The 15014-nt window shown below is 34.5% G+C and carries 13 protein-coding genes and 1 other annotated feature; of the genes, 1 reads left to right on the top strand and 12 read right to left on the bottom strand.

The window, feature by feature from the left end:
• Nucleotides 1-126: 126 nt before the first annotated feature.
• The 6 genes from MHI00_RS15615 to MHI00_RS15640 are packed head-to-tail and all read right to left on the bottom strand — an operon-like array spanning nucleotide 127 to nucleotide 4259.
• A complete protein-coding gene (locus MHI00_RS15615; RefSeq protein ID WP_015075282.1) occupies nucleotides 127-843 on the bottom strand; it encodes a WxL domain-containing protein in 717 nt (238 codons plus the stop codon).
• Between the two features lie 44 nt (nucleotides 844-887).
• The gene (locus tag MHI00_RS15620; RefSeq protein ID WP_229251604.1) at nucleotides 888-1541 is read right to left on the bottom strand and encodes a WxL domain-containing protein; all 654 of its coding nucleotides are present in this window, start codon (nucleotides 1539-1541) and stop codon (nucleotides 888-890) included.
• A 23-nt stretch (nucleotides 1542-1564) separates the two neighbouring features.
• A complete protein-coding gene (locus tag MHI00_RS15625; RefSeq protein WP_229251603.1) occupies nucleotides 1565-2215 on the bottom strand; it encodes a WxL domain-containing protein in 651 nt (216 codons plus the stop codon).
• A gap of 45 nt (nucleotides 2216-2260) precedes the next feature.
• Nucleotides 2261-3307 (bottom strand): WxL domain-containing protein, encoded by a 1047-nt coding sequence (locus MHI00_RS15630; protein ID WP_016356302.1) that lies wholly within the window; start codon nucleotides 3305-3307, stop codon nucleotides 2261-2263.
• A 29-nt stretch (nucleotides 3308-3336) separates the two neighbouring features.
• Nucleotides 3337-3558 (bottom strand): hypothetical protein, encoded by a 222-nt coding sequence (locus tag MHI00_RS15635; protein ID WP_015075277.1) that lies wholly within the window; start codon nucleotides 3556-3558, stop codon nucleotides 3337-3339.
• On the bottom strand, nucleotides 3555-4259 hold the full coding sequence (locus MHI00_RS15640) for a Crp/Fnr family transcriptional regulator (protein ID WP_016356301.1): 705 nt from the start codon (nucleotides 4257-4259) through the stop codon (nucleotides 3555-3557). Before MHI00_RS15640 ends, MHI00_RS15635 begins: the two co-directional genes overlap by 4 nt.
• 584 nt (nucleotides 4260-4843) lie before the next feature.
• Between MHI00_RS15640 and MHI00_RS15645 the strand changes: the two genes are divergently transcribed.
• The gene (locus tag MHI00_RS15645) at nucleotides 4844-6316 is read left to right on the top strand and encodes a helix-turn-helix domain-containing protein (RefSeq protein WP_341114787.1); all 1473 of its coding nucleotides are present in this window, start codon (nucleotides 4844-4846) and stop codon (nucleotides 6314-6316) included.
• A 131-nt stretch (nucleotides 6317-6447) separates the two neighbouring features.
• Here the strand turns inward: MHI00_RS15645 and msrA are convergent, their stop codons facing one another.
• From msrA to MHI00_RS15675, 6 genes are all read right to left on the bottom strand, one after another.
• Nucleotides 6448-6978, bottom strand: coding sequence for a peptide-methionine (S)-S-oxide reductase MsrA (msrA, locus tag MHI00_RS15650; protein WP_087115583.1), 531 nt, complete (start codon nucleotides 6976-6978; stop codon nucleotides 6448-6450).
• A gap of 137 nt (nucleotides 6979-7115) precedes the next feature.
• Nucleotides 7116-8399: a serine--tRNA ligase gene (gene serS, locus MHI00_RS15655; protein WP_010050025.1), complete on the bottom strand. Its 1284-nt coding sequence runs from the start codon at nucleotides 8397-8399 to the stop codon at nucleotides 7116-7118.
• A 79-nt stretch (nucleotides 8400-8478) separates the two neighbouring features.
• Nucleotides 8479-8722, bottom strand: a binding site (T-box leader).
• Nucleotides 8723-8815: 93 nt separating this feature from the next.
• Nucleotides 8816-11428 (bottom strand): cation-translocating P-type ATPase, encoded by a 2613-nt coding sequence (locus MHI00_RS15660; RefSeq protein WP_341114792.1) that lies wholly within the window; start codon nucleotides 11426-11428, stop codon nucleotides 8816-8818.
• 214 nt (nucleotides 11429-11642) lie between these two features.
• A complete protein-coding gene (locus MHI00_RS15665) occupies nucleotides 11643-12962 on the bottom strand; it encodes a serine hydrolase (protein ID WP_010050021.1) in 1320 nt (439 codons plus the stop codon).
• A 132-nt stretch (nucleotides 12963-13094) separates the two neighbouring features.
• Nucleotides 13095-14228, bottom strand: coding sequence for a sensor histidine kinase (locus tag MHI00_RS15670; RefSeq protein WP_015075269.1), 1134 nt, complete (start codon nucleotides 14226-14228; stop codon nucleotides 13095-13097).
• Between the two features lie 53 nt (nucleotides 14229-14281).
• Nucleotides 14282-14971 (bottom strand): response regulator transcription factor, encoded by a 690-nt coding sequence (locus MHI00_RS15675; RefSeq protein WP_010050017.1) that lies wholly within the window; start codon nucleotides 14969-14971, stop codon nucleotides 14282-14284.
• Between the last annotated feature and the right edge of the window lie 43 nt (nucleotides 14972-15014).

A 15014-nucleotide genomic window follows, 5' to 3' on the forward strand; every position in this document is an offset into this window, starting at 1 on the left:
ATTACATTCAGCTCTTCTAGAGCCTAGAACTAAGTATAGACATTGCTTTATTTCTCTATTAATAAAACAAGGCTGGGGTAATTCCCCCATAGCCTCATTTCATTTTTTGTATAAAGAAACTAACTTCTATTTAGGAGCGTCTGCTAATTCCCAATTAATTGTTGAAGTATATTCTGTATCTGCTTCTGCAGTACCTGCTAGAACTTTCAATTGAACATTTTCATTACTTTGATCTGTTCCTGACCAAACATTAAGCCATGTTCCTTTACCTGCTTCTTTTTTAGCACTCATAACTGGTTGACTAGCTGTATTATTGAACACAATAGATGAAGCAACTGGTGCTAAAGAAATATTATTTTTACTTCCGGCTTTTACTTGACTATTTTTAAAAGATAATTCAGCGCCTTTTAATACTTTTTTACCATCTGCGTTAGCAAAACCATTTGATTTAGCTGATAAACTCCATCCAGCACCTGTACCACGAATATCTGTAACTTGAATAAATGGATCTGCATTTAATCCGTTATACGTAATATCTTTACCTGAAATTTTTTGTTCTCCAAATTTAATATTAGATACATAATTAATTGTTAATGGACCAACATGTCCTGTTCCTGGATTTTCTGGATCCATTGGATCAACTGGTGAAGGTGGATTTGGATTATCTGGATTTAGTGGATCAAGCGGTCCCATTGGGTCTTCACCTTCTGAACCACCAGCTACAAAGTTTACTGAGTTTTTTGAAGTTGTTGTATCTGCAACTGCCGCAAAAGCTGAGCTAGATGTTACTAACATAGAACCTGATACTGCTGCTACCATCATTAATACTTCTAATTTTTTCATTATTATTCTCCTCTTATCTTTTTTATAGTAAATAATCTATTCAATTACATTGGGGCATCTTGCAATGACCATGTAATATTCGCACTATATTGGTCAATATAGGCATTGGTAGGAACTTTGATAGTTACAGTCCCATCTAATCCATTGAAATCATTTGCCCAAATACCTAAACCATTATTTTTCTTAGCAGTCATAACTGGTGCTGCAGCCTTACTTAAAGTTAAGGGTACTGCTACTGCTGGAGCCTGCATATCGCCATCAGCTGTTGTAGAAATTTTTCCTTTTGGAATAGAGATAGATGCTTTTAAAATATTAGTTGGCACTTTCTTTCCTTTCAAATCATCAATTTTTGCAGTCAGTGCCCAACCATCTCCTGATCCGCGAAAATCAGTTACCTGTACACCAATAGATTGATCTTTAGGAACAACCACATCTTTTGAAACTGCTGAACCTAATTTTAATGAGCCGAAATTAAATGCTGAGGCTGCATCAATACGTAATGAACCTCCAGCTGGAGGATCAAGTGGATCAATCGGAATAATCGGATCTGTTTCACCACCAGTATCGTCCCCTTTTTCAAGAGTAATATTAGTAGGAGTGCTAGTGCTCCCTGCTTCTGCAGCCAATACTGAAGTTGAACTTAAAGCTAATCCAGCTAGAGCCACTAAACTGAACATATTTATTTTTGTTAGTTTCATTTTAAACATCCTTTTCTATTTAATTATTTAGGTGCATTTTGTAGTGACCATGTAATTTTTGCTGTGTATTGATCCACATAGTTACCTTCTGGAACATTTAATGTAACTTTTTTATCTTTTCCTTCAAATAAATTCGTCCATGTCCCCATTCCATTATCTTTAGTTGCTGTAAAAATTGAAATTGGACTTGCATTTAGTTTTACTTCTTTTGTGACAGGTGCTTTAACTTTATCTGCACTAGTTGTATTGACAGATCCATTAGGGATTGTTAATGTTGCACCTTTTAAAATATTGGTACCTTGTCCCTTAAAATCAGTCATACTAACATCAACATTCCAACCAGCACCTGTACCACGACTATCCGTCACTTGAATACCTAAAACAGAATTATCTTCTTTAATAGCGGTATAAATACCATCGCCTTCACCTAATTTGATGCTCCCAAAGTTAAAATTAGAAGCTGCGTCAAGTGTTAAAGGCCCCTTCATAGGTGGCTCAATTGGGTCAATTGGGTCAATTGGGTCAACTGGACCTGTTCCACCTTCACCTGCTTTTAACTCAAAATCTGCTTGTGTTTTTTGTGTTCCAACTTCTGCTGCATAAGCACTAGTAGAAGCTAGTGATAAACCTGTTAGTGCAACCAAACTGGCTGTTGTTATTTTAGATAATTTCATGATGATTACTCTCCTTTTGTATTGTATTGTTTTATTTTTATAAAACTATTTTGGTGCATCTAATAAACTCCAAGTTAGTGTTGATACATACTCTCCAGCTAAGTTACCTGCAGGTACGGTTAATTTAACTTCTGAAGCATTAAATTTATCCATCCAAGTACCTAATCCATTATTTTTATTAGCTGCCATAATAGTTTGAGCTTTTGCATTTGTTGAACTTAATACAACTGCGTTTACACTTGGTGCAACTGAGATATTTCCTATTGCTGGTGTTGCAGTACCTACTGGCAAGCTTAGTTCAGCACCTTTTAATATTTTTTTAGCATCTTTTTGATCAACAAAATCAGCTGTTGTGACTTGTAAGTTCCAACCTTGGCCTTCCCCACGTTTATCAGTCACTTGAACATTTGGGTTTTGAGTAGTTGTAGCAAATACCATTTTGCTACCCTCAATTTTATTTTCTCCAAATAATAGCGGACTTGCATTATCAATCGTTAAAGATCCTGTATTCCCTGTTGCTCCTCCTGGAACAGATGGTTCAATTGGTTCTGTTGGACCAGTTTCTTGGTCCCCTGACGTTAATTTAACATAACCATGTGATGTCGCTCCTTTACCATCAGGTGTCCCCGTTACCTCGTTTTGATCAGTTGCTGCTGAAGCGATCATTGATACGCTAAACAATAATGTTGTTGCTACACTTGCTAAAACTAATTTTGATGTTTTCATTTTCTTTTCCTCTTTTCTTTTTTTTATATAAATCATAACTATTCCCAATAACAGACTTGAAAATCCCGCTACTAATAATGATAGATTTCCGTTCACTTCACCTGTTTGCGGTAAATTATTTTCTGTCTTACCTGATGTATCTGGCAAATTAGAACTAAAATCATTGTTATCTGAGTGACCAGAAAAATCATTATTAGCTGAACCACCATTATCTTCTTTATCAAAAGAGTCCTCTGGATCTCCTTCGATAAACCTAATTCCCACCTGACTGTTTGTTGATTCGGCAGCATAGACGTATTCATTTATTCCGATGTAAAAAAAACCAATACACGCTATGAAAATAACAAACAAGCCCACTTTTTTCATCTAATCACCTCCCTTCATTAAATCATTCATTAACTAGTTAAAAACTCTTTTTTCAAAAGAAGTCCATCCTCAAATTCTTCAATTCTATTTACCTCTAATACATTTTTAAACTTGGTTAACACGATATTTTTTATTTCATCTACAGATTTTTCAGCTTTAAATATTAATGCCCGTGTATATTTAGTTTTAGAGTAATCACTTGTAAAAGTTACATAATAAATAAAACTATCTTGCCAGTATTCCTCAATCATTTTAACTTCTCCTTTTCAAAGGAACGTGCCTCTCCTCCTGACCATTCTTGTAATAAAACTCTAGCTCTTTCTTGGTCTATAATGCGATAAGGGTTCCGTTTAATTATTTTTTTTCTCTCCAAGTAAGTCCCAGCCTTAGATATATTGGGTTCTGATGATCGAACATACTTACTAATAAAGGTTGGAGTAATGTATTTAGGAAGCTCTAACTCCCCACTTTCATTTTGCTTTAAATCTAGTTTAGTTGATAAGTTTAATAAACTATTCAATAACTTCACTTTAGGAGGTTTATTTACGTATTGATAACTTTCAACTAACAAATAAAATTCTTGTCTAATTTTTTTTAAAAATCTACGACTAAGATCCGGATTAATATACACATGATCAAAAAAGAACTCTCGGTCAACTTCAACTATTGAAGTTGTTTCTTGAGCAGTTACCGTAACTACAACTGCATTATTTGTATCCATGTCTTCCCATCCAAATATGTTATTTTGCCCAACAAAAGAATAAAAAGGCGTTATATTTTGATCAAGTTGAGTCTCTACTAAAACGACACCTGATGATACAATAAACAATTTATTGGAAACTTCTTTTCCTATTCGATAACTAATAACATCATTTTTTTCATATTTACGTTCTTTATATTTGTCTTGAAATTTCTCCTTAAAATAAAAGTCATTTTCAAAAAAACTTTCCATTTTTCTCTTCCTTTCTAGACTACATGTTTATATTAGCAATAAGAATAATGTCTAGTTATATTTAGAATATAAAAAAACATCACTCTATTACTGTTCACAATCTAAAAACTTTCTATACATATAGTTTTCAGGCGTTCACAATTCTATTAAATTACTACTTTTTTATAATTTTTTTTAAATATACTGATTTTATACTAGATTATTCTCAGCAATCTTCATTACCTACTAGTCTGATAAATCGACTTATTTTCCACCTATAATGATTATTAAATAGATATAGTTAAGATTTTTTCTCAAACACAAAATTCATCTTACAGTCTATTGTTTAATTAGGCGATTCCTTTTACTGCAAAAAAAAAAACATGCTGTGAGATTCAGAACAGTAATTTTAATGTTATTTACTTTATTTATTTTAAATCTGTGCATTTTTTTTAAAACTCTATCACTGTGTGCTTAAATATGTACAAAAGATAAGATTTTAATTATATTCCTATTGTAATCAATAGTATTTCCTTGTTTTTTTATTGTTTTTTTTCTATACTTTAAAAATATATAAGATCTAAAATTAAAAGGAGCCTTTATCTATGAAAAGATTACTAGACCCCAATTTTATTCCTATTTTATCTTTGTTAAAACAACTAAATAAAGACTATCCATCAAGGTCAATTACCTTTTTTTCAGAACAGCTTAAACTAGATCGTAGAACTATTTTAAAAACAATTCATACTTTACAACTGGATATTTCACGCAATCATTGGGAAAATATGCTTACTATTGAAATCATTGATAAAAGTGTATATACAACAATTAGCCCCTTTTTTTCTATTGAAGTTTTTTTCTCTCATTATATGTCAGAAAGTTTTGCTGTTAGACTTTTCCTTAGCTTGTTTAAATATCCTTCTGATAGTATTGATGAAATATGTGAATACCTTTATGTTAGCAAAGCCACTTTCTATCGTCGGATTAAATACTCAAAAGAAGTACTAGATGATTTTAATTTAAGCCTAGATTTCACTGATTCTAAAAATAAATTAGTTGGATCAGAAACACAAATTCGTTATTTCTTCTCCACTCTTTTTTGGGAAGTATTCCGTTCATTTCCTTATTCTGAAACAAGTTCTAGCAATAAAGAAAAAAAAGAACTTAAATTTCTAACCTCTGGAAAAAACTTAACAATCCCTTTTATTTTGGCTATAGAATTACAGCTTCAAATTGCTTTAACCAGAATTGAGCAAGGATACGTACTTAGTTCTAGTCCGGACTATAGTCTTCCTGAAGCAGCCATTTTCAACTTTTCTTATTCGGACTTTAAAAAACTGGTCTCTCCTGATTTTTCTGATTATTCTCTTGCTCCATCTGAGCTTGAAGCCGAGATGGATACTCTTTACTTTAGTTTTACGACATGTAATATCTATTCACCAAATATAAGTAAAGAACTTTCATTAAGTAGCATGCCTTGGTCTTCCCCTATTATGACGACAGTTCAAAAATTTATTTCCTATGCTTCCGAATATTTCCAGGTAAGTTTTGCAAATAAAGACTACGTTTATTTAGTTCTTAATCTATATGTATTGTATTTAAAAAAAATTTTTTATACAGGTGGCAGTCTTTCAGTTGGATTCAACTCTTTGGAAGAAGCTATGTATTCCGATGATGGTTACTTGTTAGACCAAGTCAACCCATTTTTTCATTTTCTCAGTCAAAAAGAGCCCGAATTACATGTAGATAAATTCCAAAAATTCTATTTTACTCTTTTACTTCGAAGGGTTATTTTACAGGCTTTACCACCTGTTAACGTTCTTGTTTGTTCAAAAATAAGCACGGAAGAAAACTCTTGGGTAGAAAAACGAATTGCAGAAATATGCCCAATTCCAATTCAATTTCATCAAGGATGGAATCCTAACTTAGACTTAATCATTTCTGATTTCCCTTTACCTAAAAAATTCATCTCAGATAACCCAGATATTTACTTCCCATGGTTAGACTTTCCTAACTTCACAGAATGGGTCCCGCTAGTCAAAAAATTATTGAAAATATACTTCAAAAACCTATCTTAATCTAATATGTATATAAGCTTTTTATCATTAAGTTAGCTAATTATAATTTTCATTCTATATAAATAAAAAAACATAGAAAACCCATTTATATCTGAGTTTTACTATGTTTTTTTGTCATATATCTACTATTATTATTTCCATGCTTTTTCAATAAACCCAGCTCTACCTGATCCCTGACGATAGCGATTGTAGTGCATCGGATTTTTTTGGTAATAATCTTGATGGTACGTTTCGGCAGGATAAAAAGGCATTGCTGGCACAATTTCAGTGACAATCGGTTGTTTGAAACGGCCACTTTCAGCTAGTGCTTTTTTTGAGGCTTCAGCTATTTCACGTTGCTCTTCTGTTAAATAAAAAATCGCAGGACGATAAGATGAACCTCGATCGGCAAATTGTCCACTAGCATCTGTTGGATCGGTTTGTTGCCAATAAATTTCTACTAATTTTTGATAGCTGAAAATCGTTGGATCAAATGTGATTTCAACAGCTTCTGTATGCCCCGTTGTTTCGCTACAAACTTCTTCGTATGTTGGATTGACTGTATGTCCGCCTGTATAACCCGCAACAACAGATTTTATTCCTGGTTGTGTATCAAAAGGTTTCACCATACACCAAAAACAGCCTCCAGCAAAAATCGCTTTTTCTTCATGATTTTCTGTCATTTCTGTCACTCTCCTAACTAAGAATTAAATGATATATAGTGAGTATAGCATTCTACCCTTTAGATAAAAAATAGTCTGCTTCTAATATATAGAAAAAGAGACTAAGATTTTCATCTTAATCTCCTATTTACGATTTTTTATTTTGCTTTTTTGATTTCAGTAACGCCACCCATGTATGGAATCAACACGTCTGGAATTTTTACAGAACCATCGGCTTGTTGGTAATTTTCTAAAATAGCTGCAAATGTCCGCCCAACTGCTAAACCTGAACCATTTAAAGTATGAACATGTTCTGGTTTACCTGTTTCTTCATTGCGGTAACGAATCATGGCGCGACGTGCTTGGAAATCTTCACAATTTGAACATGAACTGATTTCACGATAGACATCTTGGGCTGGAATCCAAACTTCTAAGTCATAGGTTTTAGCGGCTGAAAAGCCCATATCCCCTGTACATAATGATAAAACACGATAAGGTAAGTCTAGTTTTTGTAAAACAGCTTCAGCATTAGCCGTCATTTTTTCTAACTCATCATATGAATTTTCTGGTTTACTAAATTTAACCATTTCAACTTTGTTAAATTGATGCAAGCGAATCAACCCACGAGTATCTCGTCCTGCACTCCCAGCTTCTGATCTAAATGATGGACTTAATGCCGTGAAATAAATCGGCAATTGTTCATCTGCTAAGATTTCATCACGATAGTAGTTCGTTAAGGTAATTTCAGCAGTTGAAATCATCGTTAAATCTTCGTTTTCAATTTGGAAAACATCTTCTTTAAATTTAGGGAATTGACCTGTTCCGTACATAGATTTTGCATTTGCCATATAAGGAGTAATCATTTCTTGGTAGCCATGTTCTCCTGTGTGTAAATCTAGCATAAAGTTATAGATTGCACGTTCTAAACGAGCACCTAGACCTTTATAATAAACGAAACGACTGCCGGCAACTTTCGCGCCACGTTCAAAGTCTAAAATATCTAGTTCTTCAGCAATATCCCAATGCGCTTTAGGTTCAAAATCGAAGGTTTTAGGCGTACTCCAACGGCGTAATTCAACATTCTCGTCTTCATCTGCTCCAACCGGAACTGAATCATGTGGAAGATTAGGTAATGTTGCGGCAATTTCTGATAAAGCTGTATCAATTGCAACTAATTCATCATCTAAGACTTTGATTTCATCTCCAACTTCACGCATTTCTTTAATTTTATCATCGGCATTTTCTTTGTTACGCTTTAATAAAGCAATATCTCCAGAAACCGTATTTCGGTATTTTTTCAACTTTTCAGCTTTTACAATTAACTCTCGACGTTTTTCATCTAATTCAACAAAATTTTCTAAAAGTTCTTTTTTCACGCCACGAGTAGCTAATTTAGCTTCTACTGTTGCAAAATCGCTTCTTAATTTTTTGATATCTAACATACTTATCCAGCTCCTCTTTTTTTAGTTGTCCTTTGCCTATCCGATAGGAAAAAAAATAAAAAAGCCCTCTCCTCCCTATAAAAGGGACGAAAGGACTTATAACATTCGCGGTACCACCCAAATTTAGATACAACGTTCTCGTTCTATCTACACTCAAAGACAGATAACGGTCTGTAGCCGAAATAATTTAAGTTGCTTTAAAAGCAAGGTTCATTATTCACTTCACATGAGGGATTCAAAAAAATAAACCATCAGTTTCCACCAACCACTGACTCTCTTTCAGGTATTTATTTGATTTACTAGGCCATGCTACTAACGTTCAAATTATTTACTTGTTGTTCTTATCATACCTAAATTAACTTGAAAAATCAAGCTACAAAAATTAAGTTAGGGGTCTCCGCAATTTTCCTTCTCTATTATAAACGCCCAAAACGATTCATGCCTTTTTGGATTTCAATAAAGATTAAAGGAATCATTGATAAGATACCTATTACCAGCCAATGATAGCTACTAAGTGGAACTAATCCAAAAATAGTAGCTGTAAATGGAATCATCGGCAATAGAATAATGATCATCGCTCCACTAATCGTCGTTGTGACTAAAAGTTTATTGCTGAAAAAATTCGTCTTAAAAACCGAATGCCTACTTCTACAGTTATACATATGCACAATGGTCGTTAATCCTAAAACAACGAAAGTCATGGACTGAGCTATTTCTAGACTAGGGGTCACTCTCCCATTAAAACTCACGAATTTTCCAATATAAATAGCAATCAGAGTGACGACTGTAAATACAAGCGAAATCGTACCAATTTTTTTAAGCAATCCATCATGAAAAATACTCGTACCATTTACAACAGGTGGTTGCTTCATGCTTTCAGACTCAGATTTTTCAACACATAGACTGAACCCTGGAATTCCATCTGCAACCACTTTGATAATCAATAACTGAATAGCAGTTACTGGAGCGCCCCAACCCATTAGCAACGAAATCAACACAATCATAACAGCAGAAAGGTTGCAGCCCAGCATGGCATAAATTGATTTCCGAATATTGCTATAGACACGTCTTCCTTCTTGGACCGCTGCTACAATAGTTGAAAAGTTATCATCTACTAAAATCATATCAGCAGCTTCTTTGGCTACATCAGTACCACTTCCCATGGCAATCCCAACATTTGCAGCTTTTAAGGCAGGTGCATCATTGACTCCATCGCCTGTCATAGCGACAATTTCATTTTTATTTTGCAAAGCCTTTACAATTCTAATCTTGTCTTCTGGGGACGTTCTGGCAAATACGCGATACTCATCAATTACCTGTTCTAATTGCTTGTCCGTTAAGCTTGCTAATTCCGTCCCATCCATGACTTTCAAACCAGCCTTTAAAATCCCAATATCTTCGGCAATCCTTTTAGCCGTAATCAAATGGTCACCTGTAATCATAATCGTCTTAATCCCAGCTTCAGAAGCTTTTTTGACTGCAGCATAGCTTTCTTTTCTTGGAGGATCAATGATGCCGACAAAACCGGCAAATTCCAAGTTGCTTTCAAGAAACTCATCTGATAAATCGGCTGGCAGTTGCTTGAATTTTTTCACTCCTAAACCTAAGACCCTTAACGCTTGATTCGCAAATTCATCGTGAACGGCTTTTATTTTTTCGTCTTCCTCCTTATTCTTTAATGCCAGATCCAAGCGGTCAAAAGCTCCTTTTGTCAAAGAAAGATAGCCTTCGACCGTTTGATAAACAACGGTCATTCGTTTCCTAGAAGAATCAAAAGGAATTTCATGAATTTTCTGGTAGTTTTGTTCTAAAGCTTGTTTATCTTCTATTTCTTGTAATGCTAAATCTAAGATAGCTAATTCAGTCGGGTTCCCTATTTTTTGGTTTTGATTGGCTGAACTGGCTAAATAAAAATACTTAATTAATTCTTTTTCTGTTTGATTTAATTCATGCTTAACAGATTTAGCGGCTTCCGACCCAGCCCAAATTTTTTCGACTTCCATCTTATTTTGCGTTAATGTACCGGTCTTATCTGAACAAATCACAGAAACATGTCCAATAGTTTCAACTGCTGTTGGCGTTCGGATAATCGCATTCTTTTTAGCCATGGTACTAATTCCATAAGACAGTGAAATTGTCACAACTACTGGTAATACTTCTGGAATTGCCGCAACTGCCAGAGAAATTGCAATCATTAACAATTCTGGGACCGTTTCCCCGCGTACCCAACCAATCCCAACTGCACTTAACGCTGCTAACAACGCAACAATACTCAATACTTTTCCTAATTTTTGCATTCTAATTTGAATCGGTGCTAAGGTGGTTTCCGTTTCTAAAAGACTTGATATTTTCCCGATTTCGGTAGTCATACCGGTTTCCACCACAATAGCCGTCGCTTTCCCACTAACAACTAACGATCCAGAAAACAGCTTATCTTTCCGATCGCCAATGCCTTCATTTCCACTTGGTTGATAGCTACTATCCTTTGCGGCTGGCTCACTTTCCCCCGTTAATAATGATTCATCTACAAACAAATTCATCTCGTCAAGAATGACTGCATCTGCGGGGACTTTATCACCAGTCTCTAGCTGAATAATATCTCCTGGCACCAATTCGCCCGTTTCATAAAGTCCTAATTTACCATCACGGACTACCTTAGCTTCTTGGACATGAAAACTTTTTAACGCTTTTGTTGATTTTTCAGCTTTTACTTGTTCTCTAATTCCTAAGAAAATATTCAAAAGAACAATCAAAAAAATCACGACAGGTTCAGTAAAATCATCTGGATGTGAAGTAAATGCCACATATGTGGATATTCCTGTAGCTACCAACAGAATGATGATGGTGATATCTTTTAAGGAATGTAGGAGATGATCCCACAGCGTTTTTTCCTTGATGCCGACTAATTCATTTTTTCCATACTTCAACAAACGTTGCTGGACATCCTCATTTGAAAGTCCTTGGTTCACGTTCACCTCTAATTTTTTGCTTATATCGCTACTGTAAATACTATTCTTTGTCTGTTCCATTATCTTTTCCTGCTTTCTATAAAAAAATAAAAAGGCCAGACAAATCAACCTTAAAGCCTTGGGTTGATTTATCTGGCCTAATAGAAAATCTTTCCGGCGAAAGATTTTCTGAGCCTTTTTCAATTGTTTTGTTACAGTGATTCATATACTACACACTATCTTAACTAAAGTCAATAAAAATTAGTAGAGAAATTAAATTCTTATTTTTGTTAGATTAAAATAAATTGCTGAAGAATTCGCTGATGTTACGTCCCATTAATGAGAAGAACCCAGCTTTTTCAACTGCATTTTCAGTCACAACTTTAACTGATTTCCCTTGTGAACCGTCAACGTAGCCTAGAGTATCGTTAGCAGGTACAATTTGTGCAGTACCCACTTCTAGACCTTTTTTAACAGGTGCTTCAATTTTATTGTCGCTTGTTAAAAGACCGTCTTTCATTGTAAACGTAACATTTAAATTTTTAACGTCTGTATCTTTTTGGACTAACATTTTTAAATCTTCATCGATAATCAATTTCACACTATCTTCTTTACCTTTATCAACTGTTAAAGGTTTTAAAGCTTTGTTTGAATCGCCTTTTTTCACGATATCTTTCATTTCCCAATTAGCAAATGCATAATCCATGATTTGAGAGGTTGCTTCAAAACGAGCACCTTTATTCGTTTCGCCATCACCAGCGTTCATAACAACAGTGATAACACGCATTCCATTTTCTTCAGCAGTTCCAGTAAAACAAGCTCCAGCAATATCAGTCGTTCCAGTCTTTAAGCCATCGACATTATCACGACCATAAATCAAACCAGGTAACATCCAGTTCCAGTTTTCCATGTGGATTTCGTCTTCTGTCCCTTTTCTAAAATCCATTGTTGGAATTTTGGCAGTATCTAGAACTTCTGGAAAATCGTTCAACAAATGTTGAGCAACAATCGCCATATCCCGAGCAGTCATCGTATTTTCATCTGTATCTGCACTTCCAGGGTAAATATTGCCATGTAAATCACTATTTGTTAAACCAGTTGCATTCACTAAATAAAAATCTTTAGCGCCCCACGATTTAACTTTTTCACGCATTGCATCAACAAAAGCTGGCTCACTACCCGAAACAGCCGTAGCCAATGTAATTGCTGCTGCATTTGCTGAATAGATAGCCATAGCTTCAAACAATTCTTTTACCGTATATTGCGAATCTTTACGCAATGGAACATTAGATAATTCATTATTTTGACTAACATTGTAAGAGTAGTCATCAATTGACAGTTTTTGATCCCAAGTTAATTTACCTTCTTTAATCGCTTCTAAAACCAAATATTCTGTAATCATTTTAGTCATTGAAGCAATTCCCAATTGAGCATCCCCATTTTGGTTTAATAGAACTTTACCAGTCTTAGGCTCAATTGCAAATGCTGCTGCCGCATTAATAGTTGGTGCTTCAGCTGCAAAAGCTTCTTTTCCACCGATTAATAGGCTTGGAAAAACAGTTCCCACCGCTAAAATAAGCGCGAAAACGAGTGTTAATTTGTTATTTTTTTTCATCTAGTCAATTCTCCTCAATGTTTTTTATTTCTTATTCTATGGTAGCGAAATTGCTAGCAAAAAACAAGGAAAATTAAGTTCTTTTTTTCTTAATTTTACGCCCTAAATAAGTCGTTCATCCGATATTCCAGTTTAGCCTTTTTCATATGGCTGTTGTCGAATTGGTAAATGCAATACAAAGCTTGTTAACTCTTGACTTGAGCGGGCATAAATATACCCTCCATGTAAGGTGACGATACTTTGAGCGATTGCCAAACCTAAGCCTGTTCCGCCTGTTTCTTGCGAACGCGACTCTTCTACTCGATAAAAGCGATCAAATAATTGATTTAGGGCTTCCTCTGGAATAATAGGGCCATCATTATTAACTGCAATAATGACTTCCTTACCCACTTTTTGAGCTTCAATCGTAATTTTTTTCCCACCAACACCATATTTCAATGCATTCGAAATTAAATTGTTAAAAACACGAACTAATTTCTCTGCGTCAGCTTCCATTGGAATCGCTGCTGATCCAGGTTCGACCTCAATTGTCATTCCCTTTTTCTCAGCATCCAATTCAAAATCAGCTGCCAATTGATCCAACAATTTTAACATGTCAAATTCAGTTAAATTTAAAGGTGTTGTATGTTGCCGAACCTTCGTATATTCAAATAAATCTTCTACTAAAATTTTCATTTGTTTCGCTTTAATATAAGCTGTATGCGTATATTTTAGCAACTCTTCTTGGCTTTGATATTGCTGATCTTCAATTAAACCCAAATAACCAATAATTGAAGTTAAAGGCGTACGAATATCATGGCTCACATTCGTAATGAGCTCATCTTTAGATTGTTCAATTTTACGTTCCTCTTCCATCGCAGTCACAGTACTATCAACTAAAACATTAATGCTGTCGACTACTTTGTTCATATCCCCTGGTAATTCAAAAGGAATTCGATGATCGTAATGACCCTCAGCAATATAATGCAGCTCACTAATAACATGACGAAGCTGCATTTGTTTATAGCGACGTTTTAAACGCCAAAAAATAGTAATAATCCCAGTGATGACAAGAAACGCAATAAAAATAATTTTGTATGAAAGAATCTGTGTATTTCCAATTGTGACTGATGTTTTAAAAATCCAAATAGAATCTCTGACATCTGGTGAAACAACAATTAGTTGATCGAAAATAATCAGGACAGCTAAATAAAGCAAGTAAATTAAGCCCGCTGTAATAAATCCTTCAAATATCAATTCACTTTTTTCTTTACCTGTTAACTTCAAATCTTATTTACATCTCCTATTCATCTTGCTTGAAAGTTACTTTTTTTTTAGTTTTAGCGCGCTTCGATTTTATAACCAACGCCCCAAACGGTTTGAACCACTTTTTCTCCACCAGTTGCTTCTTCAATTTTGTCACGTAAATGACTCACATGAACCATTACAGTCTTAGCTGAAACTAAACTTTCTTGTTGCCAAACACGTTCAAAAATCTCATCTGCACTAAAAACACGATTAGGATGACTTGCTAACAAGTACAAAATCCCAAATTCTAACGCTGTTAACTGGATTGATTTTCCAGAAATAGTCGTCACTTCATGTGAATCCTTTTGAATAACTAATGGACCAATCTCTAAAATATCAGGCTCATCATTCGTTACTTGATAATTGCTTCTGCGCAACAATGATTTAATACGGGCCATGACTTCAAGTGGATTAAACGGCTTCGCAACATAATCATCCGCTCCCGTTATTAACCCTTGAATCTTATCCATATCCGTTGTTTTAGCACTTAACATTAAAACAGGCATCTGAGATTCTTTACGCAACTCTTTAACAACCTCAATTCCGTCCATTTTAGGCATCATAACATCTAACACCATTAAATCAATATCAGGATTTGTGACAATTTTCGTCATCGCTTCTTTCCCATTATAGGCTTTCTCAACTTCGTAACCTTCATTTTTTATATAAATACTTAATAGTTCTACAATTTCTTTATCATCATCTACTACTAAAATTTTCATAAGTGTTCTCCTTATTATTAGGTATTATTTTTTTAAATTATAA

The sequence above is a fragment of the Carnobacterium sp. FSL E2-0243 genome (assembly GCF_038003605.1).
GTDB classification, from domain to species: Bacteria; Bacillota; Bacilli; order Lactobacillales; family Carnobacteriaceae; genus Carnobacterium; species Carnobacterium maltaromaticum.